General features: G+C 72.2%; 24 protein-coding genes, 1 pseudogene and 1 riboswitch. Of the genes and pseudogenes, 13 read left to right on the top strand and 12 right to left on the bottom strand.

Annotation, left to right across the window (positions count from 1 at the left end; genetic code table 11):
- Positions 1 to 376: 376 nt before the first annotated feature.
- Positions 377 to 751, bottom strand: a complete 375-nt coding sequence (locus DDW44_RS13670; protein ID WP_108906614.1) for a DUF6479 family protein — start codon at positions 749 to 751, stop codon at positions 377 to 379.
- Positions 752 to 1134: 383 nt separating this feature from the next.
- Here DDW44_RS13670 and DDW44_RS13680 point away from each other — a divergent pair, with 383 nt between their 5' ends.
- Together DDW44_RS13680 and DDW44_RS13685 are read left to right on the top strand one after the other, a co-directional pair.
- On the top strand, positions 1135 to 1809 hold the full coding sequence (locus DDW44_RS13680) for an HD domain-containing protein (protein WP_108906616.1): 675 nt from the start codon (positions 1135 to 1137) through the stop codon (positions 1807 to 1809).
- Positions 1810 to 1970: 161 nt separating this feature from the next.
- The gene (locus DDW44_RS13685; RefSeq protein WP_167455576.1) at positions 1971 to 3203 is read left to right on the top strand and encodes a Cmx/CmrA family chloramphenicol efflux MFS transporter; all 1233 of its coding nucleotides are present in this window, start codon (positions 1971 to 1973) and stop codon (positions 3201 to 3203) included.
- A 156-nt stretch (positions 3204 to 3359) separates the two neighbouring features.
- Here the strand turns inward: DDW44_RS13685 and DDW44_RS13690 are convergent, their stop codons facing one another.
- From DDW44_RS13690 to DDW44_RS13700, 3 genes are all read right to left on the bottom strand, one after another.
- A complete protein-coding gene (locus DDW44_RS13690; RefSeq protein WP_018889545.1) occupies positions 3360 to 3638 on the bottom strand; it encodes a DUF4031 domain-containing protein in 279 nt (92 codons plus the stop codon).
- Complete coding sequence (locus DDW44_RS13695) at positions 3635 to 3988, bottom strand: hypothetical protein (RefSeq protein ID WP_108906618.1); 354 nt, start codon at positions 3986 to 3988, stop codon at positions 3635 to 3637. The genes DDW44_RS13690 and DDW44_RS13695 overlap by 4 nt, the downstream gene beginning before the upstream one ends.
- Before the next feature lie 150 nt (positions 3989 to 4138).
- Positions 4139 to 5335: an IS30 family transposase gene (locus DDW44_RS13700; RefSeq protein WP_425275691.1), complete on the bottom strand. Its 1197-nt coding sequence runs from the start codon at positions 5333 to 5335 to the stop codon at positions 4139 to 4141.
- A 730-nt stretch (positions 5336 to 6065) separates the two neighbouring features.
- On the opposite strand from DDW44_RS13700, the gene DDW44_RS13705 reads away from it, so the two are divergent.
- Both DDW44_RS13705 and murQ read left to right on the top strand, forming a co-directional pair.
- Positions 6066 to 6887, top strand: coding sequence for a MurR/RpiR family transcriptional regulator (locus DDW44_RS13705; protein ID WP_244224027.1), 822 nt, complete (start codon positions 6066 to 6068; stop codon positions 6885 to 6887).
- Positions 6888 to 6909: 22 nt separating this feature from the next.
- Positions 6910 to 7836, top strand: coding sequence for an N-acetylmuramic acid 6-phosphate etherase (murQ, locus tag DDW44_RS13710; protein WP_108906619.1), 927 nt, complete (start codon positions 6910 to 6912; stop codon positions 7834 to 7836).
- A 246-nt stretch (positions 7837 to 8082) separates the two neighbouring features.
- Here murQ and DDW44_RS13715 read toward each other — a convergent pair whose 3' ends face one another.
- From DDW44_RS13715 to DDW44_RS13730, 4 genes are all read right to left on the bottom strand, one after another.
- Positions 8083 to 8691 (bottom strand): GDSL-type esterase/lipase family protein, encoded by a 609-nt coding sequence (locus DDW44_RS13715; protein ID WP_108906620.1) that lies wholly within the window; start codon positions 8689 to 8691, stop codon positions 8083 to 8085.
- A gap of 70 nt (positions 8692 to 8761) precedes the next feature.
- On the bottom strand, positions 8762 to 9472 hold the full coding sequence (locus DDW44_RS13720; RefSeq protein WP_108906621.1) for an ABC transporter ATP-binding protein: 711 nt from the start codon (positions 9470 to 9472) through the stop codon (positions 8762 to 8764).
- Positions 9473 to 9527: 55 nt separating this feature from the next.
- On the bottom strand, positions 9528 to 10976 hold the full coding sequence (locus tag DDW44_RS13725) for an ABC transporter permease (RefSeq protein WP_108906622.1): 1449 nt from the start codon (positions 10974 to 10976) through the stop codon (positions 9528 to 9530).
- A 285-nt stretch (positions 10977 to 11261) separates the two neighbouring features.
- On the bottom strand, positions 11262 to 12011 hold the full coding sequence (locus DDW44_RS13730; RefSeq protein WP_108908828.1) for a putative protein N(5)-glutamine methyltransferase: 750 nt from the start codon (positions 12009 to 12011) through the stop codon (positions 11262 to 11264).
- Positions 12012 to 12380: 369 nt separating this feature from the next.
- Here DDW44_RS13730 and DDW44_RS13735 point away from each other — a divergent pair, with 369 nt between their 5' ends.
- From DDW44_RS13735 to DDW44_RS13760, 6 genes and pseudogenes are all read left to right on the top strand, one after another.
- Positions 12381 to 12854, top strand: coding sequence for an MFS transporter (locus tag DDW44_RS13735; RefSeq protein WP_244224028.1), 474 nt, complete (start codon positions 12381 to 12383; stop codon positions 12852 to 12854).
- A gap of 204 nt (positions 12855 to 13058) precedes the next feature.
- The gene (locus tag DDW44_RS13740; protein ID WP_108906623.1) at positions 13059 to 13517 is read left to right on the top strand and encodes a YunG family protein; all 459 of its coding nucleotides are present in this window, start codon (positions 13059 to 13061) and stop codon (positions 13515 to 13517) included.
- A gap of 137 nt (positions 13518 to 13654) precedes the next feature.
- On the top strand, positions 13655 to 14497 hold the full coding sequence (locus tag DDW44_RS13745) for a helix-turn-helix domain-containing protein (RefSeq protein ID WP_108906624.1): 843 nt from the start codon (positions 13655 to 13657) through the stop codon (positions 14495 to 14497).
- The gene (locus DDW44_RS13750) at positions 14478 to 14759 is read left to right on the top strand and encodes a DUF397 domain-containing protein (protein ID WP_108906625.1); all 282 of its coding nucleotides are present in this window, start codon (positions 14478 to 14480) and stop codon (positions 14757 to 14759) included. Before DDW44_RS13745 ends, DDW44_RS13750 begins: the two co-directional genes overlap by 20 nt.
- A 304-nt stretch (positions 14760 to 15063) precedes the next feature.
- A pseudogene (locus DDW44_RS13755) lies at positions 15064 to 15924 on the top strand (hypothetical protein).
- A gap of 250 nt (positions 15925 to 16174) precedes the next feature.
- Entirely contained in the window at positions 16175 to 17779 is a 1605-nt protein-coding gene (locus DDW44_RS13760) for an ATP-binding SpoIIE family protein phosphatase (RefSeq protein ID WP_108906626.1), read from the top strand.
- 130 nt (positions 17780 to 17909) lie between these two features.
- On the opposite strand, the gene groL is transcribed toward DDW44_RS13760, so the two are convergent.
- From groL to thrC, 4 genes are all read right to left on the bottom strand, one after another.
- Positions 17910 to 19532, bottom strand: coding sequence for a chaperonin GroEL (gene groL, locus DDW44_RS13765; protein WP_017946010.1), 1623 nt, complete (start codon positions 19530 to 19532; stop codon positions 17910 to 17912).
- A 640-nt stretch (positions 19533 to 20172) separates the two neighbouring features.
- Positions 20173 to 20376, bottom strand: coding sequence for a cold-shock protein (locus tag DDW44_RS13770; protein WP_003986833.1), 204 nt, complete (start codon positions 20374 to 20376; stop codon positions 20173 to 20175).
- Positions 20377 to 20816: 440 nt separating this feature from the next.
- Positions 20817 to 21092: a MoaD/ThiS family protein gene (locus DDW44_RS13775; RefSeq protein WP_027731998.1), complete on the bottom strand. Its 276-nt coding sequence runs from the start codon at positions 21090 to 21092 to the stop codon at positions 20817 to 20819.
- Positions 21089 to 22381: a threonine synthase gene (thrC, locus tag DDW44_RS13780; protein ID WP_026281620.1), complete on the bottom strand. Its 1293-nt coding sequence runs from the start codon at positions 22379 to 22381 to the stop codon at positions 21089 to 21091. The genes DDW44_RS13775 and thrC overlap by 4 nt, the downstream gene beginning before the upstream one ends.
- A 17-nt stretch (positions 22382 to 22398) precedes the next feature.
- Positions 22399 to 22545: riboswitch (SAM riboswitch) on the bottom strand.
- A 135-nt stretch (positions 22546 to 22680) separates the two neighbouring features.
- Between thrC and DDW44_RS13785 the strand changes: the two genes are divergently transcribed.
- The 3 genes from DDW44_RS13785 (at position 22681) to DDW44_RS13795 (ending at position 26640) form a co-directional block, all read left to right on the top strand.
- A complete protein-coding gene (locus tag DDW44_RS13785) occupies positions 22681 to 23640 on the top strand; it encodes a glucosyl-3-phosphoglycerate synthase (protein ID WP_018889531.1) in 960 nt (319 codons plus the stop codon).
- 89 nt (positions 23641 to 23729) lie between these two features.
- Positions 23730 to 24656, top strand: coding sequence for a DUF7927 domain-containing protein (locus DDW44_RS13790; protein WP_166802709.1), 927 nt, complete (start codon positions 23730 to 23732; stop codon positions 24654 to 24656).
- Positions 24657 to 25134: 478 nt separating this feature from the next.
- Positions 25135 to 26640: an alpha,alpha-trehalose-phosphate synthase (UDP-forming) gene (locus DDW44_RS13795; protein ID WP_108906628.1), complete on the top strand. Its 1506-nt coding sequence runs from the start codon at positions 25135 to 25137 to the stop codon at positions 26638 to 26640.
- The last annotated feature ends 174 nt before the right edge of the window (positions 26641 to 26814 follow it).

Here is a 26814-nt window from a genome sequence, read left to right on the forward strand (position 1 = left end):
GTCAGCCTAGTCCGCGTCCACCCACCCCGCACCCACCCCGCACCCACCCCGCACCCATCCCGCACCCACCCAGCGCTCACTCTGGCCCGCTCGCGCCCGGCCAGCACCCACCCCGGGTCACACAGCGGCTCCGGCACACACGGGTTCCGGCACACACCGGACCCGGGGCACACCGGTTCCCGGCACACACGCCGGCCCTCTCGCACCCCCTGCCTCTCTCGCACCCGGCCCCTATCGGCACACCAGCGCCGGCACCGACACCGGTTCCGCACCTCCGCACACACATCGGCTGCCGGGCGCAGACCACCCGCTGCGCACCGTGCCGCACACGCACCGGCGCCGTGGCGCTGTGGCGCCGTCCGTGCGACCGCGGGACTCAGCCGCCCAGGCTGCCGCTCCCGAACGCCCCACCACTGCGGCTGCCGTGCTTCGGCCGGGCCTCGGGCCCCTTGCCCGTGGTGTGCGACGTGTGGGTCTTCAGGTTGTAGGGAAGCAGCCGGCTGCCGTCGTCGGGGAAGGCGTCGTCGTCCGCCTCCCTGACCTCCTCGATGTGCTCCCGGTGGTCGGCCGGCTTCGGCTGCTCCTCGGGACTCGGGACACGCAACCGGGCCCGCCGCCGCCCGTCCCACCACATCGCGCCGCCCAGCAGGACGATAAGAATGACCCCGAAGGTGAGCGGGCCGATCGCGGCCAGGATCTGGGCCGCCAGCTCCGTCGTCGGCACGTTCGAGGCTATGACCGCTGCGTTCATGGTGTCCGCCTCCGCGCATGGGGTGAGACGCAGGCGCTATCCATTATCGCCCCGTACGACCGTTCTGCCAGCACGCCCGGCGACGGCGCCCGGCCGGAGCGGGACGATGCGGGGTGGCCCCGGAGGCCACGGGGCGGGAGGGCCGCCGAAACCCGCCGTCGACGACTCCGCACTGCCCGACGCCCCCCGACGACGCCCCACGACGCCCCACGATCGCTGTCACCGGGACCATCGTCACCACCGGGCTACCGCCACCGCCACCGCCACCGCCAGGACGCTCACCCCCGCCGGAAACACCGCTACCACCGGAACCACCGCCACCGCCACCGTCGGGAGGTCCACCCGGGAGACGTCCGGTCTCCGTCCGGCTGGACAATGTGCCCATGCCCGCGCTTCCGCAGCACCCCGCCCACGACGACCTCCGCCGGCGCTGGGCCGCCACCGTGACCGCGGCCACCGGTCACGCACCGGACGCCTCGTCGCCCGGCTCGGACCGGTACGCCGACGAACTGCTCCGGCGCTGGGCCGAGCCGCAACGGCGGTACCACACCACGGACCACCTGGTCGCGGTCCTGGACCGGGTCGACACGCTCGCCGAGTACGCGGACGACGTCCACCTCGTACGCCTGGCGGCCTGGTTCCACGACGCGGTGTACCTGCCGGAGCGCTCCACCAACGAGGAGCGCAGTGCCCGTCTCGCCGAGCGCGCCCTGACCGAACTGGGCGTCGACCGGGCACGCACCGACGAGGTGTCCCGGCTGGTGCTCCTGACCCGGACCCACGCGGCCGGGGACGACGACGCCAACGGCATGGTCCTCTGCGACGCCGACCTGGCGATCCTCGCTTCGCCGCCGGACGGGTACGAGAGGTACGCCGCAGCCGTGCGGGAGGAGTACGGCTTCGTCCCGGACGACGCCTACCGCGCGGGCCGGACCGAGGTCCTGCGCCGTCTCCTCGGCCTGCCCGGACTGTTCCGCACACCGTACGGGCAGCGGCGGTGGGAGGAGCCCGCGCGGCGCAACATGGCGGGGGAACTGGAGCGCCTCCGGAAGTCCTGAGGCGGCGGGACGGGACCAGGGTCCCCGCGCCGCGTCACGTCCACCACCGTCCACCACCGTCGACCATGCGGACGGTTCCGGCTCCGGGAATGACAGGCGCCATCCGGCTGTTGGGCACTGTCATGCCCGCAGCCCCCGCCGACGCGCCCTCCCGCTCCCGTATGCCGCTGGCCGTCTACATCCTCGGCCTCTCGGTCTTCGCTCTCGGCACCAGCGAGTTCATGCTGTCCGGGCTACTGCCGCCCATCGCTGACGACATGGGCGTCTCGATCCCCCAGGCGGGGCTGCTGATCTCCGCGTTCGCCATCGGGATGGTCGTCGGCGCGCCGCTGCTCGCCGTGGCGACACTGCGGCTTCCGCGCCGCGCCACGCTCGTCACCCTGATCACCGTCTTCGGGCTGGGCCAGGTCGCCGGGGCGCTGGCGCCGACGTACGAGGTCCTCTTCGTGTCCCGGGTGGTCAGCGCCCTCGCCTGTGCCGGGTTCTGGGCGGTCGGCGCGGCGGTGGCCATGGCGATGGTGCCCTTCGGCTCGCGCGCCCGCGCGATGGCCGTGATGATCGGCGGGCTGTCGATCGCCAACGTCCTGGGCGTGCCGGCCGGTGCGTTCCTGGGCGAGCACTTCGGCTGGCGCTCGGCGTTCTGGGCGGTCGGCGCGGCGTCGGCGGTGGCCCTGGCCGGGGTGCTGACCAGGATCCCGCCCATCCCGGTACCCGAGGAGAAGCCGCGGCTCCGCCGCGAGCTCACCATCTACCGCGACCGTCAGGTCTGGCTCGCCGTCGCGGTCACCGCACTGTCGGCGGGCGGCGTCTTCTGCGTGTTCTCCTACCTGGCGCCGCTGCTCACCGATGTCGCCGGGCTCGGCAGCGGCTGGGTGCCCACCGTCCTCGGCCTCTTCGGCATCGGCGCCCTGCTCGGCACGACGATCGGCGGCCGCATCGCCGACGCGCACCTCTTCGGCGTGATGCTCGGAGGCATCACCGCCTCCACCGTGCTGCTGGCCGTTCTCGCCCTGACCGCCGAGTCGCCGGCGGCTGCGGTGGTCCTGTCGTTCCTCATCGGCGTGGCGTCGTTCTTCACGGCCCCCGCCCTGAACGCCCGGATGTTCAACGTCGCGGGCGCCGCCCCCACACTGGCCGCCGCGACGACCACCGCCGCGTTCAACCTCGGCAACACCAGCGGGCCCTGGCTCGGCGGCACGGTCATCGATGCGGGCCTCGGCTTCGCCGCCACGGCATGGGCGGGCGCGGCGATGACCACCGGCGCCCTCGCGCTCGTCGCCCTGGCCCTGCGGTTCGAGCGCCTCGGGGCGGACGCGGCGCCCGGGAGCAGCCGCGTGGTCGTCTCGTCGGCGGCGAGCCGCGACGCGGGCGCGGAGCGCTGCGGCACGACCTGACGCAACGGGACGGGCAGTCCGGCGTCCGTCCCGCCCGGCGCCTCCGCGGGTGCGAGGCGGCCCTCCCTCACCTGCGGGAGGGCCCTCTCGCCGTCTCGCCGTCTCGCCCTACTGCCCACCGCCCTACCGCGCCGCCCCCTACCGCCTATTACCGGCCTAGCGGCCTACCGGCCCGCCGCCGTGCTTCCGCCGCCGCAGTCCCGCCTCGGTGAGCCGCCGGACCAGTTCCTTCGATCCGATCTCCACCGCGCCGCCGCGCACGGCGTCCGCGTAACGGTGCGCGGGCACGTCGTAGTGGTCGCGCTCGAAGGCGCGCGTGGGGCAGCCGATCGACCTGGCGAAGGTGTGCAGCTCCTCGAACGACACGTCGCTGACCAGGTGGGACCAGAGCATCCCGTGCCCCGGCCAGGTCGGCGGGTCGATGTAGAGGGTCACCGCAGCCCGCCGACGGGCGCGACCACGACCCCCGCCTTGCCGCACACCCAGTGCGGGTCCGGGCCCAACTCGGGCTCCACGTCGAGCGCGTGCGGTTCCCCCGAGGTGCAGACCGGGCACAGCGGCCAGCGCCCGTACCGTTCCAGCAGGGCGTCCTGCACGTCCTGGGCGATCAGCCCGGCCACGTACTCCACGCCCTCCGGCCACTGCTCGACCCACCAGCGGCGCTCCCGGACCGCCTCCTCGACGAGGGAGACGACCTCGGCGTCCGCCACGTCACGGGCGGTGAGGTCCGCGAGGACGAGGGCGCGGGCGGCGTGCAGCGCCTGCTCGAGTGGGTCGACGTCCATACGGTCATTGTCACCCCTTCGGGTGCGGGCCCTTCGACGGCCCTGTGCGGCCCCATTCGTACGGCCCGGTGCGGGCCCTTCGTGGGGTCCGGAGCGGGCCCTTCGTGGGGTCCGCTTGGGTTCAAGGGGTCGTCGCAACACCGCTTGGTTTCAGGTGGTGAGTAGATCACGTAGTCGCTCGGCTGGGGTATCCCAGCCGAGCGTCTTGCGTGGGCGGCCGTTGAGTTCCTGAGCGACGTGTTCGAGGTCTTCGGGACTGTGGACGCTCAGGTCGGTGCCCTTGGGGAAGTACTGCCGCAGCAGCCCGTTCGTGTTCTCGTTCGAGCCGCGTTGCCAGGGCGAGGCCGGGTCGCAGAAGTAGACGGGCATGCCGGTGGCCATGGTGAACTGCTTGTGGCGTGCCATCTCGCTGCCCTGGTCCCAGGTGAGGGAGCCGCGCAGGTGGGCGGGCAGGGTCTGGATCGTGGTGACGAGGCCGTCGCGGACGGTCTCGGCGTCGTGGGCTCCGCCCGGCAGGTGGACCAGCATGGTGTAACGGGTGCTGCGTTCGACCAGGGTGGCGATAGCGGAGCGCCCGCCTGCGCCGATGATCAGGTCGCCTTCCCAGTGCCCGGGCACGGCCCGGTCCTCGACGGCGGCGGGGCGGTCGCTGATCATGATCATCGGGTCGGTGAACCGCGGCGTGCGCCGCTGGGGATCCCGGCGTGGTTTGCGGCGGGTCCGGCCGGAGCGGATGGCTGTCTGCACTTCCCGTTTCAGGCCGCCGCGGGCCTGGAAGTACAGCGCCTGGTAGATCGTTTCCACGCTCACCCGCATGCTCTCGTCGTCGGGATGTTCCCTGCGTAGAGCGTGGCAGATCTGCTGCGGTGACCACCGCCTGCGCAGGTGGTCCTGGACGAAGCGGCGCAGCCGTCCCTCGCGCAGCAGCTTGCGCTCCTTGGGCCGGGGCCTGCGCGCTGCCGCCGCCCGGTGGGCCGCGTAGGGCTGGTAGCCCCCGCTGCCGGAGTTGGTGTCGATCTCCCGCTTGACCGTGCTCGCCGGCCGTCCCAGAGCACGCCCGATCGCCCGCAGTGACTGACCCGCCGCGCGCAGATCACGGATCTGCTCGCGTTCGGCGAGCGTCAGGAACCTGGGGTGGAGTTGCTTGTCCAGGGCCGCCAGGCCCACCGATGGTGCGGTCACGCCGCCCATCGTGACGGTCCCCGCCGCGTAGTCGACACGGCGGCCGTCGGCATAGGTCCTTGTCGTTGCGGTCTTCTTGACGCCCTGGTCCCAGTCCCGGGCCGTGCGCTCGTTCACACCGACGCGCCTCGCCGCCACGGACTGCGCGACGCCCTCGGCCCGCAGCCGCTCGTACTCGTCCCGCCGCGGATGCCGCCGTGGCAGGCGCACCGAACACCGGCCGGTCTGCCGTGCCCAGCCGAAGGCGGTGTTCCGGTTCACCCCCAGCTCACGCGCCACCACGGTCACGCTCCCCACGACGTCCAGCCGCGCAAGGAAACGCTCCCTCACCCCCGCAAGATCAGCCCGCTCAACGACCACGGTCCTCGCAACTCCCACAGATCGCGGGTGTTGCGAGGACCGTTAGAACCCAAGCCGGTGCGGGCCCTTCGTGGGGTCCGGAGCGGGCCCTTCGTACGGCCCGGGCAGCCGCAGAGCGCGACGAGCTCCGTACGGCGTCCCGCCCCGCGGCGTCCCCGTCCCCGCGCCCCCTTCCCCGCGAACTCTTCCCCGCGAACCCTTCGGAGCGAGCCCTCGTCCACGGGAGCGCGGCAGCGCCCCGCCCTCGTCCACGGGACAAAGGGGGGTTGACCGCCCACCCGCGACGAAAATATCTTTCACATGTGACCAAGTACCTGAAGGATTCTTTCAGCGCTGGGGGATCCGGCGGCCACCCCGGCCCGGCGCTCCGGGGGCCGGGCTCCGGCCGGCCGGCGCTCCCGGCCCGGCGCCTCGGGGGCGGCCACGCCCGGGACCGACGGCACCGACGCAGCGGGCACCGGCACCGGCGGGGCGAGCACGGCCGCACCCCGCGCTTCGCCTCGAAGGTGCGCTCCTTAACCCGTCATCGAGCTCCATGCAGCGGGTCGCCGAAGCCGTCGCCGGCGACCCGGCCGGCTGCGCGGCCCTCACGGTCACCGGCCTCGCCGAGCTCACCGGCACCAGCGAGGCCACCGTCGTCCGGACCGCGCGGCTCCTCGGCTACCCCGGCTACCGCGATCTGCGTCTGGCACTCGCCGGGCTCGCCGCGCAGCAGCAGTCGGGCCGCCCCCCGGCGGTCGCCGCGGACATCACGGTGGACGACCCGATAGCCGACGTCGTCACCAAACTCGCGTACGACGAGCAGCAGACCCTCGCGGACACCGCCGCGGGTCTGGACACCGTCCAGCTCGGCGCCGCCGTCACGGCCCTCGCCACCGCGCGCCGCATCGACATCTACGGCGTGGGGGCGTCCGGCCTGGTCGCCCAGGACCTCGCCCAGAAGCTCCTGCGCATCGGGCTGGTCGCACACGCGCACAGCGACCCCCATCTCGCCGTCACCAACGCCGTCCAGCTCCGCTCCGGCGACGCGGCCGTGGCGATCAGCCACTCGGGCTCGACCGGCGACATCGTCGAACCGCTGCGCGCCGCGTTCGACCACGGCGCGACGACCGTCGCGATCACCGGCCGGCCGGACGGACCGGTGTCCCAGTACGCCGACCATGTGCTGACGACCTCGACGGCACGCGAGACCGACCTGCGCCCGGCCGCCATGTCCTCGCGGACCGGCCAGCTCCTGGTCGTCGACTGCCTGTTCATCGGCGTGATGCAGCGCACCTACGAGACGGCCGCGCCGGCCCTCGCCGCTTCGTACGAGGCCCTCGCGCACCGCCACAGCCCCCGGACCCGCACCCGCTGAACCACCCGAGAGAGCCGCCCCCATGACCTCCACTCCCGGACCGGCCGAACTGCGCGCGCAGTTGGAGAACCTCACGACCGAGGCGTTCCGCCCCGAGCTGGCCGGCATCGACCGGCTCCCGACCGCCGAGATCGCCCGCCTCATGAACGGCGAGGACCGGACCGTCCCCGACGCCGTGGCCGCACAGCTCACCGCTATCGCCGCCGCGATCGACGCGATCGCCGAACGCATGGCCCGCAGGGGGCGGCTGGTCTACGCGGGCGCGGGTACGGCGGGCCGGCTCGGCGTCCTGGACGCGAGCGAGTGCCCGCCGACGTTCAACACCGGCCCGGACGAGGTCGTCGGCCTGATCGCGGGCGGTCCGCCGGCGATGGTCGAGGCGGTCGAGGGCGCGGAGGACTCCAGAGAGCTGGCCGCCGCCGACCTGGACGGTCTCGGCCTGACGGCGCTGGACACGGTGGTCGGCATCTCCGCCTCGGGCCGAACCCCCTATGCGATCGGTGCCGTCGAGCACGCCCGTACGGCCGGCGCCCTCACCGTCGGCCTCTCCTGCAACGCCGGCAGCGCCCTGGCCGCGGCCGCCGAGCACGGCATCGAGGTGGTCGTCGGCCCCGAACTCCTCACCGGCTCCACCCGGTTGAAGGCGGGCACGGCCCAGAAGCTGGTCCTCAACATGATCTCGACCATCACGATGATCCGTCTGGGCAAGACGTACGGGAACCTGATGGTCGACGTACGCGCCTCGAACGAGAAGCTCCGCGCCCGGGCCCGCCGGATCGTGTCGCTGGCGACCGACGCTCCGGACGAGGCCGTCGAGAGTGCCCTGAGGGCGGCGGACGGCGAGGTGAAGACGGCGATCCTGATGCTTCTCGCCGACGTCGACGCCGGTACGGCAGCGGACCTCCTCAAGCGCGCCCGCGGTCATCTCCGCGAGGCCCTCCGCCTCTGACCCGACATCCGGCGGCCGTTGCCCTTCCCCGTGCAACCGTTGTCCCGACCCGCGCCCTCTCGCGGTGGCCGGGGGCACAAACGTCGCCTGCCAGCGGGCACCGCGCGCCCGCCACAGCCGCTACCGCCGCCAGGCAGCCCTGGGGGTGGCCAGTTCTGATGGTTCTGACTACCCACCCGCGACCAGTTGGCGGTGAGTCATCCGGCAGCGAATGTGACACAGGGCGACGGCAACGGCTGAGGCCACTCAGGGGCGCGGGTCGCTGACCCATTCGTGCCATTGATCCACGCGTATGAGATTCGCCAGCCTCTCATAGCCGCCGCTTCCGGGGTGCGCGCCGTCGCCGGCCATGGCCTCCCGAGTCCAGACGGGGTCGACGGCCAGCTCCCGGGTCGTGCCGATGAACGGGACGTCACGGGATCGACAGAGCGCGGCCATCTCGTCGGCGAGTCTCGAAGTCCGCCGCACCTGCGCCACACCTGCGCCGATGACCGGTGGCGGGCCCACTACCAGCGGCGCAACCGTCCGACGCCGGCATCCCTCGAGGATCAAGGCCAGATTGTCCAGGCAGCGATCCGGGGCGACGCGGACCCTGCCGCCCTCTTCGACGGTGTCGTTGCTGCCGAAGGAGATGACCAGCCGATTGTCGGCCTCGGGCAGAGTCCGAGGCCCGACCTCGTGCCAGCAGCGGCGCATGACGTCCTCGGAGGTATTGCGCCTGATGCCGAGGTTGAAGGCTGTGATGTCGTCACGGGTGGCCGCGAGCACCCGGCCGACCCATCCCCGGTAGTCCGGGTCGCCGATCCCCTGGACGAAGGAGTCGCCTATGAAACACATGCGTATGTCCCTGCTCATTCGGCCAACCATACGGAGACTGGCTGTACGTGGGCGGGTGGGCGCTGTCACAGCCCTTCAGCCATGAAGATCACTCCCTACGGCTTGAGTACGAGGCCGCGCCCACCGCCTGTTCCCGGATCGTCACCCGCCCCCCGCTGATCGTCGCCACCCTCGGCGCCCGCCGCGCCAGGACCGAGTCATGGGTGACCATCACGAACGTCAGTCCGTTCTCCGCCCACAGCCCCTCCAAGAGCTCCATGATCTCGTCGCGCATGGACTCGTCCAGGTTGCCGGTCGGTTCGTCCGCCAACAGCACCGCCGGTCGCTTCACCAGCGCCCGCGCGATGGCGACCCGCTGCTGCTGACCGCCGGACAGCTCGCCCGGCAGGTGGCCCCGCCGCTCCCCGAGCCCGACCGCCACCAGCGCCTCACCGGCCCGCTCGCGGCGTTCGGCCGCCTTCAGGCCGAGGGGTACGAGCGCGGTCTCCACGTTCTCCTGCGCCGTGAGCGTCGGCACCAGGTTGAAGCCCTGGAAGACGAAGCCGATCTTCTCGGCTCGCACCCGGGTCAACCGGGCCTCGGGCAGCGTCGCGAGATCGACCCCGTCCAGCACCACCGTTCCCTCGCTCGGCCGGTCCAGCCCCCCGAGCATCTGCAGCAGCGTCGACTTCCCGCCGCCCGTGGGGCCCTGGATGACCAGCCGTCCGCCGTCGGGAATGGCCAGATCGACCCCGTCGAGGGCCTGCACGGTGTCCTTGCCGCGTCGATAGCGCTTGGTGACGCCGGTGAGTTCGTACATCGTGATTCAACTCCTGTTGTGCGTCGTGGCGTTCGCCGGTGGTGTACGAGTGGCGCTACTCGACGCGCCGCAGCGCGTCCGCGGGCCGCAGCCGCGAGGCGCGCCAGCCGCCGAATCCGCCGGCGATCAGGCCGCCCGCGACCGCCAGCGCGACCGCGAGTCCGATCGTGGTGAGGGACACCGGCGCGCCGAGCGCGATGTCGAGGGTCCTGGAAGCGCCGCCCCTCAGGGGTCCGCCCGCGTCGCCGGGGCCCGCGCCGAGCATCCGGCCGCCGCCGGCGCCTCCCCCGCCGCCGCCCAACTGTGCGGTGAGCGTGGGGCTGAAGGCGGTGATCGCCCATGCGCCCGCGAGCCCGATCCCGATGCCCAGCGCCCCGCCGATCAGGCCGTTGACGAGCGCCTCGCCCGCCACCTGCCCGGTGACCCGGCGACTCTTCCAGCCCAGTGCCTTGAGGGTGCCGAACTCGCGTACCCGCCTGCTCACCGCGGACGACGTCAGCAGCCCCGCCACCAGGAACGCCGCCACCAGCACGACGATGGACAGCCACCTGCCGACGCCCGCCGCCAGGTCGGAGGCGGTGGACAGGGAGCCGGAGACCGTCTGGGCGAGATCGGCGGACGTGGTCACCGTCGTCCCGGAGATGTTCTTCTGGATCGTCTCCTTGACGCTCGCGATCCGCTGCGAGTCGGCCGCCTGCACATAGACGGTGGTGATCTTGTCCTTGGCGTCGGCCAGGGTCTGCGCCCGGGCGAGCGGCAGATAGACGTCGGCGGCCGCGTCCCCGCTGTCGGCCGTGGCGATGCCGACGACGGTGAACGTGGAGCCGGAGATGGTCAGCGTCGAGCCGACCTTCAGCTCCTTCTCCTGGGCGTACGCGCTGTCGACGACGGCGACGTCCGCGGCGGTCTCGCCCACCGTGAACGTACGCCCCGACGTGATCTTCGAGGAGGTCAGCGGTCCGAGCTCCTGACGGGTCACGTCGGTGCCGTAGACGGTGTACGAGTCGACGTCGAAGTCCGCCCCGCCGCCGCGGACCGCGCCCGCCGGACCGCCGCGCCGGGCGTCGCCCGGCTCCTGCTCGAACCGCCCCCGCTCGAACTGCCCGTCGACCTTCATGACGCGTACGTTGAGGCCGCCGACCGCGTCGGCCACCCCGTCCTGCTCGCCGACCCGCGCGGCCGTCGACGCGGCGAGCGTCTCGAACCCCTGGACCATGACGATGTCCTGGCTCTGCCGGGCGTCGTCACCGTCCCCGGCGTCGAACCGGAACCGCGGCCGCTGCGCGGTCCCGCCCTCCTCCGGCGGCGTGGCGGCCTTGGTGACGGTCATGTCGGTGCCGAGCCCGTACAGCGACTCCAGCACCCGGCCCTGGGCGCGGTTCATTCCCGCGGAGACCGCGTTCACGACGATGACCAGGGCGATTCCGAGGGCGAGCCCCGAGGCGACGACGAGCGCCGCCTTCCTGCGACGGCGCAGCTCGCGCCTGAGGTAGGTGAGGAACATGGCGCGAAAGCTACGAAGGCGGTGTGAGGGCGGGTTAAGGCCCCGATGAGACGGTCATGAGAAGCGAACGGCTGCCGCCGCGGCCTCCGCGTACGCCGGTGCACGGGCCGCGCGTAAGGGCACCTCCGGAGACGGCCTGCCGCCCCACCACGGACCCGGCCGCCCCTCGACCACGGCACCCGTCCACGAGTGACCGCGGGATCCACCCTCCTTCCTCGGGCACGGCAGGCGTCCGTCACCGCGGGCTCCCCCGCGCTCCCCCGCACCGCCCCGCACCGCGTCCCGTCAGCCGGCCGGCTTCGTCCCCACGACGACGGTCGCGTACCGCTCGTCGCACCTGTCCGCCCCCGGCACCAGTCCACCGTCCGCGACCGCGGCCAGCGCGTCCGGGGCCTGGTGCTCACTGGTCTCGAACAGCAGGATCCCGCCGGGCGCCAGCCATCCCCCCGCCTTCGCCGTCACCCGCCGCAGCACATCGAGGCCGTCCGTGCCGCCGTCGAGCGCGACGAGCGGTTCATGCACCCGGGCCTCGGCCGGCAGCAGCCCGACCTCCTCGGTCGGTACGTACGGCACGTTCGCGGCGAGGATGTCGACCCGCCCACGCAGCCCGCCCGGCAGCGGCTCGAACAGATCGCCCTCGAGGACGCGTGCGCCTCGTGGCAGATTGCGCCGGGCACACCTGACCGCGACGGGCTCGACGTCAGAGGCGTACAACTCGACCCCCGTGCCCGGCAGCGCGGCCGCCAGCGCCGCCCCGACGGCGCCCGAACCGCAGCACAGGTCGACGACCACACCGGCGTCCGGCCGGGTGCTCGCCGCCCGGCGCACAAGGAACTCGGTTCGGCGCCGGGGGACGAACACCCCCGGCTCCACGGCGATCCGCAGACCGCAGAACTCCGCCCAGCCGACGACGTGTTCCAGAGGATGGCCGCAGGCCCGCCGTTCCACCATGGCGGTGAGCTCGGCAGGCGTGCGGGCGGCGGAGAGCAGCAGTTCGGCCTCGTCCTCGGCGAAGACACAGCCCGCTTCCCGCAGCCTGCCGGCGACGGCTGGAAGACAAGAGGAAGCAGAGGCAGCAGAGGCAAGAGCAGCAGTCGAAGCAGGAGAAGCAGGAGAGGAGGAAGAAGAGAAGGGGGAAGGAGAGGAACGATCGAAGGAGAACGACAAGGGGGAAGCCTTTCGGAAGGTCCGAAACGGGGCTCCCTCACGCACCTTCGCCGGCACGGAGGCGAGCACCCGGTCCTGCGGCAGCGGTAATGGGTCTCACCTCCCGGCGTCCTGGTTCTGCGTCGTGTTTCCGGCGCCGGCAACTTTATCGCGGCCCTGCGCGGGCAGCCTCCTCTGCCGAGCCCACTCACCGAGCCGCGTTCGGCTCGCCGGCCGTCGCCGACTCACCGTCCCGTGGTGGGCGCTTCGCTGGCCACCAGGGTCGGCCGGCGGTTCGGCACGGGGCGCGGTCTGCTTCTTCTGCAGGCCGCCACCGCACCGTTCGCGCTGCTCCTGCCGATGACCACCATCGGGCCGGGGTTGCTGCTGTTCGCGACGGGAGCGCTTCTCGTCGGCATCGGCGTCTCCGTGGCCAATGTCGTGATCGGCAGCTTCCGGCAGACCTACTGCCCGCCGTACATGCTCGGCCGGGTCGTGGCGACGGCCATGATGATCAACCACAGCACCATCCCGGTCGGATCCCTGCTCGGCGGGGTGCTCGGGGAGACGGTCGGGTACCGGCCGGCAATGTGGATCATGACGAGTGCGGTCGCACTCAGCTGGCTGGTCCTCGCCTTGAGCCCGATGCGCCGCGAGCGCGAGCTTCCGCGGACCCGCGAACAGGCACAGGAGCAGGAGCAGGAGCAGGCGCAGGAGCAGGCCAACGGGTGAAGGCGCAGGCGCACGTCAACAGGTGAAGGCGCAGGCGCAAGCGCAGGAGCAGGCCAACGGTTGAAGGCGTCGACAGGAGTTGGCGGGGAGGCAGTCGGGGACCACGGCAGCCGGGAGACGCCGTCGGCGCCGAGGGCGGCGGCCGGCTGCCCTGCCCCACCGGCGTCCGGCCCGTTGTCAGTGCCTCCTGACAGGATCGCCGGCATGACACCGTTGCTTCTCACCGACATCGAGCGGGCCGTTCGCGACAGTTGGAGTGCCGAGACGTGCACGCCCGAGTCCCGGTCGCGCTGGACCGAGGACAATCCGGCCCGGGACCAGTGCGGAGTGACCGCCCTGGTGCTCAATGACCTGCTGGGAGGCGAGCTGATCCGCGGAGAGGTCCACGTCGGTGGAGAGCGGGTGGACTACCACTGGTGGAACCGTCTGGGCCGGGGCATCGAGGTCGATCTCACCCGCGAGCAGTTCGGGCCGGAGGAGATCGTCACCGGAGGGGTCGTGATTCCGCGTCCTCCCGTGACCGAACCGCACAGGCTCCGCCAGGAGTACGAGCTGCTCCGCGACCGCGTCCTGGACAAGCTCGGCCGGCGGCGGACGGCGGGATCACCCGGCTGCGTGACGAGTTCGTCGCGCGGCCGGGTCGGGTCCTCCTCGGGGGCATAGGGCCGCTCCGGCGACATGCCGTGACCACCTAATTCCCACTCTCAGTATGTGCGTTCTCTACACAGCGTGGCGATGGAACGCTAGCCTGACCAGAGTCGAAGGCCCGACAACCCCACTTGTTGGACATGGAGTTGACTTTGCCTGGACCGAAGGATCTGGACCCGTCGACGTCGCCCAGGGCCCTGCTCGGCGCGGAGCTGCGCCACGCCCGTGAGAACGCCGGCCTCAGCCGGCGAGAGCTCGGCGAGCCGCTCTTCGTGAGCGCGTCGTTCATCGGCCAACTGGAGTCGGGCACACGGCGGATGCAGCCGGATGTCGCACGCAGGATCGACGAGATACTCGGCACCAACGGCTTCTTCGAGCGGAACTGCATCGCCGCCAACAAGTCCAAGCACCCGGAGCACTTCGCCGAGGCCGCCGAGGCGGAAGCGGTCGCGACCACGATCCGGGAGTACGCGCCGGTGCTGATTCCGGGGCTGCTGCAGACGGAGGCGTACGCACGGGCGGTGTTCCGCGCGTACCGGCCGACCGCCACGGAGGCCGTCATCGACGAACTGGTCGAGGCACGGCTGGAGCGGGCGCGCCTCCTCGACGATCCGGCGACACCCATGGTGTGGACCGTCCTCGACGAGGCGGTGCTGCGCCGCCGTGTCGGGAACGCGGCGGTGATGGCGGAGGCCCTGGGGCACATCCGGGCGCTGGCCCGGCGGAACCGGGTGCTCGTCCAGGTGATGCCGTTCAGTGCGGGAGCGCACGCCTCCCTGAACGGCGCCCTGAGGCTGATGTCCTTCGTGGACGCCCCTCCACTGGCGTACCTGGAGGTGATGAGCATGGGGCACTTGGAGGACGACCCGCCCACCGTCGCCCGGTACACACTCGCCTACGACCTGGTCGTGGCGGGCGCGCTGTCTCCCGGCGATTCCCTGTCCCTGGTCGAGTCGGTGGCGGAGGAGTACACCCATGAAGATCAGCAGCCCTGAGTACGACCCGGGTGACGCCGTCTGGCGCAAGTCCAGCTACAGCGGCGGCGAGGGCGGGAACTGCCTCGAGGTGGCCACATCGAGCAAGTCCGCCCGCAGCGGGGCCGGCGGCGGCGACTGCCTCGATGCCGCCGCGGACCGCCCCGGTGCCGTCCCCGTGCGCGACTCGAAGAACCCCGACGGCCCGAAGCTCGTGTTCCGGACCGCCGCCTGGTCGGCGTTCGTGGACGGCGTCAGCGACGCACCGCAGACGGGCCGCTGACGCACCGCTGACGGGCCACAACCAGACCGCTGACGCATCACAGACTGGCCGCCGGCAGACCGGTGACGCACCGCGCTGAGCAACTCACCCACGGAGCCCGGGGCTTGAGCCTCGGGCTCCGAGCGCTGTCAACAATGAATGGTGAGGGGCCCCAACCCACCCACCCTCCCCGCGAGTTGACCTTGCGCGACGCATTTGCACGGAGGGTCACGACCCCTTAGCGTGTCGCGAAAACGAACAGCCCCCGGCAGGTGCGCCAACACCAGCGGGGGCCTGACCACCAGGATCGGTAAGGTCGATCACGATGGCTGACAGCCAGTTTAGTGCCCCGCCCATGCCCGCGCACGCGGCTCCGCACCCGATGGCCCGCCCCGGCTACGGCAAACGCACGACATCGGGCCAACCTCCCCGCACCGCGGCGGACTTCGCGCACCTTCCGCCGCGCGAGGGTGCCATCGCCGCGTACATCGACCGGCTCGCGGACGGAGCCGACATCTCGGTGAAGACGCTGGCCAAGGTGCTGCCGTACGGGCAGTGCGCCCTGCGGACCGCCCTCAACCGCATCCAGGAGTCGGGCCATCTGCGACGCGGCCGCGAGCACTCGGCCGGATCCGGGAGCCCGCGTGGGATCACCCGGACGTGGTGGTCGCGTGCACCCAGGGACGACACGTGATGGGCGGCGTACCGGCGCGGTGACGTCCCCGAGGAGGGGCCCCGGCGGCCGACCCGTTCCCGGGCGGTGATCCTGCTCGCGGCTCTCGGGCGCGAGGCTCCGGTGATGTCGCTGTCCGCCGCCGAATGCGCGCAACTCGCCCCGCTGGTCGAGGAGTGGTTCGCCCGCGGCGCCGACGAGACGCAGCTGATGCGCGCTCTGACCTCCGGTCTCCCGGTTCCGGTGCATCACCCGGCGGCGCTCGCCCGGACCCGCCTGACCACGAAACTCCCTCCCGAGCGGCGACCGGTGCCCCCGCTCCTCCGGGTACTGGAATGCGGCAAGTGCGGCGCACCCGCGCGCGCCGAGGCCCTGCGGGGCGGTGACTGCGCCGCCTGCCGGGGCGAGCCCGCTCCACCGGCCCGCCCCGCCGCGCTGCCGCCGTCCTCGGTACGCGCCCACGCCGCCGAGGCCCGCGCCGCTGCCCGGTCGAACGAACGGAGTGGCACCTGACGGTGGTGCTCGTCGGGGACCTCGTGCCGCGGGCGAAGCCGATACCGGACCGGCCGCACGGGGCCCTCGTCATATGACGTCCGGGCCGCCCCGCCCGGACTCCGAGCGGGCGGTTTCGTTTCCCACCGCGCAAGCGCCATCGCCGGTCAGAATCAGACTCTCCCGGGTATGCCGTGAGGCATTGCGGTGAGATGTCCGGATACCGCTGCCGCGGTCACGGCAAGGGGCAGAATCCGTCCGGGAGGCAAGCATGAAAGGCATCACCACGGCGGTCTCATCGGAGTCCGATCCGGACACCGGCACCGCCGGGCCCTGTCGCTGCCGCACGAGCCCGCGCGCGGGGGCCCCCGCCGGTTCCGCAGAGGAACGGTTCCGGGGGCTGCTGGAAGCCGCGCCGGACGCCATGGTCATCGTCGACGACGGCGGAACGATCCGCCTCGTCAACGCCCAGACGGAAGCCCTGTTCGGCTACCGGCGCGAAGAACTCCTCGGCCGTCCCGTCGAGATCCTCGTCCCCGGCCGCTTCCGGCACCACCACGCCGCGCACCGCGACGGCTACACCCACAACCGCCAGGTCCGCCCCATGGGCGCCGGGCTCGAACTCCACGGCCTCCGCAAGGACGGCACCGAGTTCCCCGTCGAGATCAGCCTCAGCCCTCTCGAAACCACCGACGGGCTCCTCGTCTCCGCCGCCGTACGCGACGTCAGCGAACGGAAGGCCGCCGAGGAGCGGTTCCAGGCCCTGTACGAGCAGCAGCGGCACGTCGCGCTGACCCTGCAGCGCAGTCTGATGGGCACCCCGCCGGCCGTGCCCGGGCTGGAGACCGCCAGCCGCTATCTGCCCGCCACCCAGGGCGCGGGCGTCGGCGGCGACTGGTTCGACCTCGTACCGCTGGGCGCCGGGCGGGTGGGCATCCTCATCGGCGATGTCATGGGCCGCGGCCTGGAGGCGGCCGCCATCATGGGGCAGCTGCGGTCCGCGGCGCACGCCCTCGCCAAGACCGGTATGAGGCCACGGGAGTTGATGCACGCGCTCGACTCGATCGTCGCCGAACTCGACGGTCCGGACCAGCTGGTGACCTGCTGCTATCTGGTCGTGGCGCCGGACGCGGGCGAGGTGACCGTCTGCTCGGCCGGGCATCTGCCGGCTCTCGTCGCGGAGCCCGGCGAGCGCGTACGGTCCCTGGAGGCACCGGTCAGCGTGCCCCTGGGCGTGGGGGACCATCTGCACCAGGAGGCGACGGTGGCCGTCGCTCCCGGGTCGAGCCTGATCCTCTTCACCGACGGCCTGATAGAGACGCCGGCGGGAGACATCGAGGAGCAGCTCGACGCGCTCATCGACGCACTCGACCTCGCGTTCGCCTCGGCGCACGACCTGGAGACGGTGGTGGACGACGTGCTGGCGTCGGTCCTGCCCGCCACTGAGCACCACCACGACGATGTGACGCTGCTTCTGGCCCAGTTGCCGGCGGCCCCGCTGGCCACGGCGACGACGGTGCTGCCGGCCGCACCGTCGTCGGTGTCCAGGGCACGGGCGTTCCTCGCCGAGTCCCTGGCCGACTGGGACTGCTCCCAGGTCGCCGACGACGCCGGGCTGCTGGTGTCCGAAGTGGTCACCAACGCCGTCCGGCACGGGCAGGGTCCGGTGCGCCTGCAGATGCGGCGCAACAGCACCGAGCTCACCGTCGAGGTGAGCGACCACAGCCACCATCCGCCCCGGCTCCGCCAGGTCTCCGCCGACGACGAGTCGGGGCGGGGACTGCTCCTCGTCGAGACACTGGCGGGCGGCTGGGGCGTGCGGCCGTCGGACGACGGCAAGACGACGTGGTTCACGCTGCGTCTGGGACCGGCCTGAGGGCGGCACCGGGACCCGACCGGACCGGACCCGTACCCAGGCGGCCGGATGCACAAAGGCCGAGGGCGGCACCCCCTGGGAGTGGGGGTGCCGCCCTCGGTTCAGGACGGTCGATCGACGTTCGGGTCGATCAGAAGTCCATGTCACCGCCCGGCATGCCGCCCGGAGCGGCCGCGGCGGCCTTCTCCGGCTTGTCGGCGATGACGGCCTCGGTGGTGAGGAAGAGCGCGGCGATCGACGCGGCGTTCTGCAGCGCGGAACGGGTGACCTTGGCCGGGTCGATGATGCCCTCAGCGACGAGGTCGACGTACTCGCCGGTCGCGGCGTTCAGACCGTGGCCCGGGGTCAGGTTGCGCACCTTCTCCACCACGACGCCGCCCTCGAGGCCGGCGTTGACGGCGATCTGCTTCAGCGGGGCTTCCAGGGCCAGCTTCACAGCGGCGGCACCGGTGGCCTCGTCACCGTCGAGCTCGAGCTTCTCGAAGACCTGGGAGGCCTGGAGCAGGGCCACGCCACCACCGGCGACGATGCCCTCCTCGACGGCGGCCTTCGCGTTGCGGACGGCGTCCTCGATGCGGTGCTTGCGCTCCTTGAGCTCAACCTCGGTCGCGGCACCGGCCTTGATGACGGCCACGCCGCCGGCCAGCTTCGCGAGGCGCTCCTGGAGCTTCTCGCGGTCGTAGTCCGAGTCGGAGTTCTCGATCTCGGCGCGGATCTGGTTGACCCGGCCCTGGACCTGGTCGCTCTCACCGGCACCGTCGACGATCGTGGTCTCGTCCTTGGTGATGACGACCTTGCGGGCGCGGCCCAGCAGGTCCAGGCCCGCGTTCTCGAGCTTGAGGCCGACCTCCTCGGAGACGACCGTGCCACCGGTGAGGATGGCGATGTCGCCGAGCATGGCCTTGCGGCGGTCGCCGAAGCCCGGGGCCTTGACGGCGACGGACTTGAAGGTGCCGCGGATCTTGTTGACGACCAGGGTCGACAGGGCCTCGCCCTCGACGTCCTCGGCGATGATCAGCAGCGGCTTGCCCGACTGCATGACCTTCTCCAGCAGCGGGAGCAGGTCCTTCACCGAGGAGACCTTGCCGTTGAAGATGAGGATGTACGGGTCCTCGAGGGCGGCCTCCATGCGCTCCATGTCGGTCGCGAAGTACGCCGAGATGTAGCCCTTGTCGAAGCGCATGCCCTCGGTGAGCTCCAGCTCCAGACCGAAGGTCTGGGACTCCTCGACGGTGATGACGCCTTCCTTGCCGACCTTGTCCATCGCCTCGGCGATGAGCTCGCCGATCTGGGTGTCGGCGGCGGAGATGGAGGCGGTGGAGGCGATCTGCTCCTTGGTCTCGACCTCCTTGGCCTGGTCGAGCAGCGCACCGGAGACGGCCTCGACGGCCTTCTCGATACCGCGCTTCAGGGCCATCGGGTTGGCGCCGGCGGCCACGTTGCGCAGGCCCTCGCGGACCAGCGCCTGGGCGAGGACGGTCGCGGTGGTCGTACCGTCACCGGCGACGTCGTCCGTCTTCTTGGCGACTTCCTTGACCAGCTCGGCGCCGATCTTCTCGTACGGGTCCTCGAGCTCGATCTCCTTGGCGATGGAGACACCATCGTTGGTGATCGTGGGGGCGCCCCACTTCTTCTCGAGGACGACGTTCCGGCCCTTGGGGCCAAGGGTGACCTTGACGGCGTCGGCGAGCTGGTTCATCCCGCGCTCGAGACCGCGCCGTGCCTCCTCGTCGAACGCGATGATCTTGGCCATGTGAAGTGGTCCTCCCGGACTGGGGTGGATGCTCCGGACCGCGCTGGTGCCCGCGACGGACGGCCTGCGTGCCTTGTGGTTCCTTGCCCCACCCGGCCTGCGGACCTCACCGACCCGGTCCTTCGTTGTCACTCTCACTCGTAGAGTGCTAACGCCAATGATTAGCACTCGGACCCGGCGAGTGCAAGACGCGACCGCGACTCGGGCTCCCGCCCGGGGACCGCACCAGGTGAGCCGCGGGGGGCGCGCGGCGCGTCCACCCCGAGCACGGGGCGCCGCATCCGCCCCCACGGACACGGGAAGCCGCCGGGCCGCTATGCCCACTTCCGACCCCGGGCGGCGGGTCCACCCCCACGGACAGGGAAGGCCGCCGGCTCGCCGCTATGTCCACTTCCGGCCCGGGCACCGCGGCCGCCCCCGGCGCGCCGCCGGGTGCTCTTCGCCGGGGCGACGCCCCCCGCGCCCACCCGCACGCGCCGGTACGCGCACACCGGTACGGGCACGCCGGTACGCCCGCGTCCCCGCCCGGCTCCGCCCCGCCCGGCTCCGCCCCGCGCGGCGGCGCGCGGCCCCATCGCACGGCGGAGGGTCCGCGCCCCTGGCACGGACCCTCCGTCACGTTGCTGCAGTCAGTCGGCGCTCAGCCGGCTACGCGGACCATGTCCGCCTGCGGCCCCTTCTGGCCCTGCGAGATCTCGAACTCGACTCGCTGCCCCTCCTCCAGGGTGCGGTACCCGTCCATCTGGATCGCGCTGTAGTGGACGAAAACATCCGCACCACCGTCGACCGCGATGAAGCCATACCCCTTCTCCGCGTTGAACCACTTGACGGTGCCCTGAGCCATGCCTAACTCCCCTATTACTGGCCCTTGCACAGGACCGCACTTCGCGGACCCGGGTCAGACCTCACCCAGCGGTTTCCCAGTGCCCGGAGGGGCATCAGGACGACCCATGGGCGTGCGCCGGAACGCGTCGACCGCGGCTGAATGTATCTGTCCAACTGCCGTCTGCAACAGGTCAATCGGACGAGAATTCCGGGCAGGACCGAAAGGACGAATCAGGAGAAGTACCGGCATTCCCGGGCAAGTCGGGCCGGGCAAAGCGCACTTACTGCGCATAATGCTCGAATACTTTGGCTGTTTCTTGTCGTGCGCGAAGGCGTTCTCATATGCGCCTGGCACACGCAGCGGAGGGGGCTTCCCCAACTCTATCGCGCTCAACCATGCAGAAAGGCCCCCTCCGCAGAGCTTGCGGAGGGGGCTCTTCTGCTGACTCTGCGTGGCGATCAGCCGCCGGCCACCGCGGGGATGATCGACACACCGGCGCCGTCCGGCGTCGCCGTCTCCAGGCCCTGCTCGAAGCGCACGTCGTCGTCGTTGACGTACACGTTCACGAAGCGGCGGAGCCGGCCCTGGTCGTCCAGGACCCGGGCCGCGATGCCCGTGTGGTTCTTCTCCAGGTCGGCGATGACCTCGGCGAGGGTGGCTCCCTCGGCCGGGACCTCGGCCTGCCCTGCGGTGTAGGTGCGGAGGATGGTGGGGATGCGGACGTTGACGCTCATGCGAGGCCAGCCTCTCGGAAGGAGTCCAGGTTGGGGCGGATGACTGCGGACATACCCGTGGTCGGGGCCACCGCGTCGAGGGTCTTGAGGCCGTCACCCGTGTTGACGACCACCGTGGTGAGGGCCGGGTCGATCACCCCGGCCTCGATCAGCTTCTTCGCCACGCCGAGGGTCGTGCCGCCCGCGGTCTCGGTGAAGATGCCCTCGGTGCGGGCCAGCAGCTTGATCGCGTCCACGATCTCCGCGTCGGTGACGTCCTCCACGGCGCCGCCGGTGCGCCGGCAGATGTCCAGCACATAGGGGCCGTCCGCCGGGTTGCCGATCGCCAGGGACTTGGCGATGGTGTCCGGCTTCTGCGGCCTGACCACGTCGTGGCCGGCCTTGAAGGCGGCGGACACGGGGGAGCATCCCTCGGCCTGGGCGCCGAAGATCCGGTAGGGCCGGTCCTCCACCAGGCCCAGCTTGATCAGCTCCTGGAGCCCCTTGTCGATCTTGGTGAGCTGGGAGCCGGAGGCGATGGGAATGACGATCTGGTCCGGCAGCCGCCAGCCGAGCTGCTCGCAGATCTCGTACGCCAGCGTCTTGGAGCCCTCGGCGTAGTACGGACGGAGATTGACGTTGACGAAGCCCCACCCCTCGCCCGCCGGGTCGCCGATGAGCTCGGAGCAGAAGCGGTTGACGTCGTCGTAGTTGCCCTCGATGCCGACCAGCTCGCCGCCGTAGACGGCGGCCATCACGACCTTGCCCTGCTCCAGGTCGTGCGGGATGAACACGCAGGAGCGGAAACCGGCACGGGCGGCCGCGGCGCCGACCGCGCCGGCCAGGTTGCCCGTGGAGGAGCAGGAGAGCGTCGTGAAGCCGAAGGCGCGGGCGGCCTCGATCGCCTGGGCGACGACCCGGTCCTTGAAGGAGTGGGTCGGGTTGCCGGAGTCGTCCTTGACCCAGAGTCCGCCGGTGACGCCGAGCTCACGGGCGAGGTTGTCGGCCGGGACGAGCTGGGTGAAGCCCGGGTTCAGGTTCGGCTTGCCCGCCACGTCCGCGGGCACGGGAAGCAGCGGCGCGTAGCGCCAGATGTTGTCCGGACCGCTCTCGATCCGCTTGCGCAGCTCCTCTGGATCGCCGCTCGGCAGGTCGTACGCGACCTCGAGCGGCCCGAAACACGCCTCACAGGCGAAGATCGGACCGAGGGCGAAACGCTCACCGCACTCGCGGCAGGAGAGCCCGGAGGCGGGACCCAGGTCGACGGTGTCGGCAGAATCGGAAGTGGTGGCGACGGTCTGCACAGCCATGGAGGCGAGGCCCTTTCTCCTCATCTTCCCCGCGGCGCATCTCGCCGCGAGACGGAATTGGCACCTTCCCTAGCCGTGAGCCTCGGCCGCGACGCGCGGCGAGATCGGCTGGAGGGTTGCCGGGGCTTCAACGGGCCGTGTCCCTCTGCCCCTCTGGATGAGCGGTATTCGATTGTGTCCGCGCGGCGACGGTGTCCGCGCGGTGACCCCGACATGCATCGGCGGTCCGCGTTGTTCAAGACTGTAACCGAACCCCCGGACGCTTGAGACGGTCGTCCGATCCGCGAGATGGAGATCACGTGCTGGAAGAGGTGGAGCGCTGGCTGGCCCGGCGGTCCTGGTCGGTGGCGGACCGCCCACTGGGCCGGCTGCTGTCCGCCAAGCAGGGCACCACGGTCAGCGTGGTGCTCCCCGCGCTGAACGAGGAGGCGACGGTCGGGGAGATCGTCGCCGTGATCCGGCGGGAACTGATGACCGGCGCGGTGCCGCTCGTCGACGAGCTGGTCGTCGTCGACTCGGGGTCGACGGACCGCACCGCCGAGGTGGCGGCCCGGGCCGGCGCCCGGGTGGTGCACCGGGACGCGATACTCCCGCGCGTCCCGGCCGTGCCCGGCAAGGGCGAGGTGCTGTGGCGCTCCCTGCTGGCGACCGCCGGTGACGTCGTCTGCTTCGTGGACGCCGACCTGAGGGAGTTCTCCGCCGACTTCGTCTCCGGGATCGTCGGCCCGCTGCTGACCGACCCCGAGGTGCAGTTCGTCAAGGCGATGTACGACCGGCCGCTCGGCGGCGCGCCCGGCCAGGGCGGCAGGGTGACCGAACTGGTGGCGCGGCCGCTGCTCAATCTGCACTGGCCGCAGCTCGCCGGATTCGTCCAGCCCCTCGGCGGGGAGTACGCGGCGCGGCGCTCGCTCCTGGAGCGGCTGCCGTTCCCGGTCGGCTACGGGGTGGAGCTCGGCCTGCTGGTGGACGCGCTGCACACGGTGGGACTCGACGCGCTGGCGCAGGTGGACGTGGGCGTACGGGTGCACCGCCACCAGGACGGCCAGGCACTGGGCCGGATGGCGGCGGCCATCTACCGCACCGCCCAGCTGCGCCTCTCGCGCGGTCACCTGGTCCGCCCGGCGCTGACCCAGTTCGAGCGCGGCGAGGGCGGGTTCGTGCCGCGGACGCACGCGGTGGACACGGAGGAGCGGCCACCGATGGGGGACGTCGCCGAGTACGCGGCCCGGGCGGGACGGCGCAACACGGGCGCGGCGTAACACGGCCCAGCCGGGATGATTGCCTACATTTCGGACTTATGGGCAATGTGAGATCACAGGGCGCTCGGGTCTCCCGTCCGGTCAGGGCCGTGCCCGGACTGGACCGGACGAGGGGCCGCGGACGCAGCAGAGGCAATCGGTCCCGGCTCCTCGGGGCCCTGGCGGTCGCCGCGGGTACCGCGGCCGCCACGACGGGCTTCGCGCCGGCGGCTCCCGCCCTGACGGCGCCGGCCCCCGATCTGGAGGTCACCAAGTCGGCGTCGGCGACGAGGGTCGCCCTCGGGGACACCCTCACCTTCACCATCAAGGCGACCAACAACGGCGAGCGGGACCTCCCCGACGTGCGCTTCACCGACGATCTCGGTGGCACCCTCGACGACGCCGTCTACGACCGCAACGCCCGGGCCACCCGCGGCCGGGTCGCGTACGACGAACCCGTGCTCTCGTACACGGGTGCCATCCCGGCCGGCATGTCGGCGACCGTCACGTACTCGGTCACCGTCGGCGGCGAGGACGGCGGCGACGGCGGTGACGGCCGGCTCGGCGGCGGCCTGGAGGTCCAGTCCCCGCGGTCCAACTGCGCGGCCGGCACCCGGGACGCCCGGTGCACGGCGGCGCCGGTGGCCGAGGAGGTCGGGGAGCTCGGAGCCCCCCGGACCGGCTTCGGCGACGAGGAGAGCCACGACCACAGCCTCGAACAGGGGCATGAGGACGGCCAGGACGAACCGGCCGCGGACGACGCCGACGGGACGGACGGCGACGGGACGGACGGCGACGGGACGGACGGCGGCGAGGAGGCACCGGGCGTTCCGCCCGCCCCCGGCGGCCCCGGCAGCCCGGCGGGCACCGGGCACGCCGGTGCCCCGGGCCACGACGGCGAGGAGAGGGTCGTCGGCCAGATCGCCGCGGCGGGCCACGACAGCGAGCGCCTCTGGCTGCTGGGTGGAGTGGCCCTGGCGCTCTCGGCCGCCGGCGCGATCGCACTCGCGGCGACGCGCGACCGGGGGAACCAATGACCAGGTGAGCGCACGGCCGGTCCCGGGAGCGGTCCGGGGACGGCACCCGCCGGTCCCGGGCGGGCACACGTCAGGCAGGGTTCCGGGGCCGGCACTCCGACCGTCCCGGGCCCCCACCGGATGGCCCGGGACACGCACGGCCGGGTCCCGGGAGCGGTCCGGGGACGGCATCCGCCGGTCCCGGCCCGGTCCGGGACGACGGCCCCGCGGGCCGGTCCCCGGCGGCCGGTCTCCGGGCTTCGCGACTCGGGCGGGTCGGGGTCCGGCGTGCGGGGCTCGGGGCTTGGGGCTTGGGGCTTGGGGCTTGGGACGGCTGTCCGGATCTCCGGATGTCCGAAGATCCGAGATCCGGCAGTCCGGCAGTCCGGCAGTCCGGCAATCAGGCAATCAGGCAGTCGCGGACCGGCGGACCGGCGGTCTCCGGCCACGGTCTCCGGCCGTACGTTTGAGCGGTTCCAGGAAGGGCTAGGTTCGCGACATGGTCTCTGAGCACGAGCACGCCGCACGAGTTCTCGTCGCCTCCAACCGGGGCCCCGTCTCGTACGCCTTCCGGGAGGACGGCACCCTTGACGCCAGGCGCGGCGGCGGCGGGCTGGTGTCCGGGCTGTCGGCCATCGGCCCCGAGGCGGACGCCCTGTGGGTGTGCTCCGCACTCGGTGACGGCGACCGCGAGGCGGTGCGGCGCGGGATCGGCGAACCGGGCGTGCGGATGCTGGACATCGACGCCGCCGTGCACGCCGACGCGTACAACGGCATCGCGAACTCGGTGCTGTGGTTCGTCCACCACATGCTGTACCAGACACCCCTGGAGCCCGTCTTCGACGCCGAGTTCCGCCGCCAGTGGGTCGCGTACGAGGCGTACAACCAGGCGTTCGCGCAGACCCTCGCCGAGGCGGCGGCCCCGGCCGCGGCCGTGCTGGTGCAGGACTACCACCTCGCCCTCGTCCCGGGCATGCTCCGGGACCTGCGGCCCGATCTGCGCATCGGCCACTTCTCGCACACGCCGTGGGCCCCGCCCGAGTACTTCCGGATGCTCCCGGACGACATCGCCGAGCAGCTGCTGCTCGGGATGCTCGGCGCCAACCGGCTGGGCTTCCTGACCCGGCGCTGGCTCGACGCCTTCCAGAGCTGCTGCCGCCGGGTGCTGACCGACCACGATGTGGACCCGCACTGGCCGAAGGACGGACCGCCCAGCCTTGAGTACCGGCTGCGGGGGCACCGCAGGCGGCGGACCGAACTGGGGGTGCACGGTCTCGGCGCCGACGCGGACTTCCTGCGGGAGCGCTCGCGGCGGACGGACGTGGACGAGCGGATGGCCGCGCTGCGCGAGCAGATCGGCGGCGACGAACGCGGGCCGGGCCGCCGGAAGACGATCGTGCGGGTGGACCGCACCGAGCTGTCGAAGAACATCGTCCGCGGACTCCTCGCGTACCGCACCCTGCTGGACGAGCACTCGGAGTGGCGCGAGCGGGTCGTGCACATCGCCTTCGCCTATCCCTCGCGCCAGGACCTCGCCGTCTACCGCGAGTACACGGCCGAGGTCTCACGGGTCGCGGAGGAGATCAACGCCCGGTACGGCACGCCCGGCTGGACCCCGGTGCTCCTGCACGTCAAGGACGACTTCGCCCGCTCCCTGGCGGCGTACCGGATGGCGGACGTGGCCCTCGTGAACCCCATCCGGGACGGGATGAACCTCGTCGCCAAGGAGATCCCGGTCGTCTCCGAGGCCGGCTGCGCGCTGGTGCTGTCGCGCGAGGCGGGGGCGTACGCGGAACTCGGCGACGACGCGCTGGTGGTGAACCCGTACGACGTGACCGGCACGGCCGACGCCCTCCACCAGGCGCTGTCCATGCCGGACGCCGAGCGGTCGGAGCGCAGCAAGCGCCTGGCCGCGGCGGCGACCGCGCTGCCGCCGCAGCAGTGGTTCCTGGACCAGCTGCACGCGCTGGAGGCACTGGACGAGGGGGTCACGGAGGCGGGCTGACCGCCCCGGACCCGGGTGGGCCCCGGGCTCTTGTGGGCCCCGGACCCGGGTGGGCCCCGGGCTCCTGTGAGCCCTGGCCTCGTATGGGCCTCGCACTCGTGTGGGCCCCGGCGGCGCGGCGGGCGCCACGCCCGCGCGGGCATCTGATCGGCGCCATGACCGCGACCGGCGGTG

The sequence above is a fragment of the Streptomyces tirandamycinicus genome, from assembly GCF_003097515.1.
In the GTDB taxonomy this organism is placed as follows: domain Bacteria; phylum Actinomycetota; class Actinomycetes; order Streptomycetales; family Streptomycetaceae; genus Streptomyces; species Streptomyces tirandamycinicus.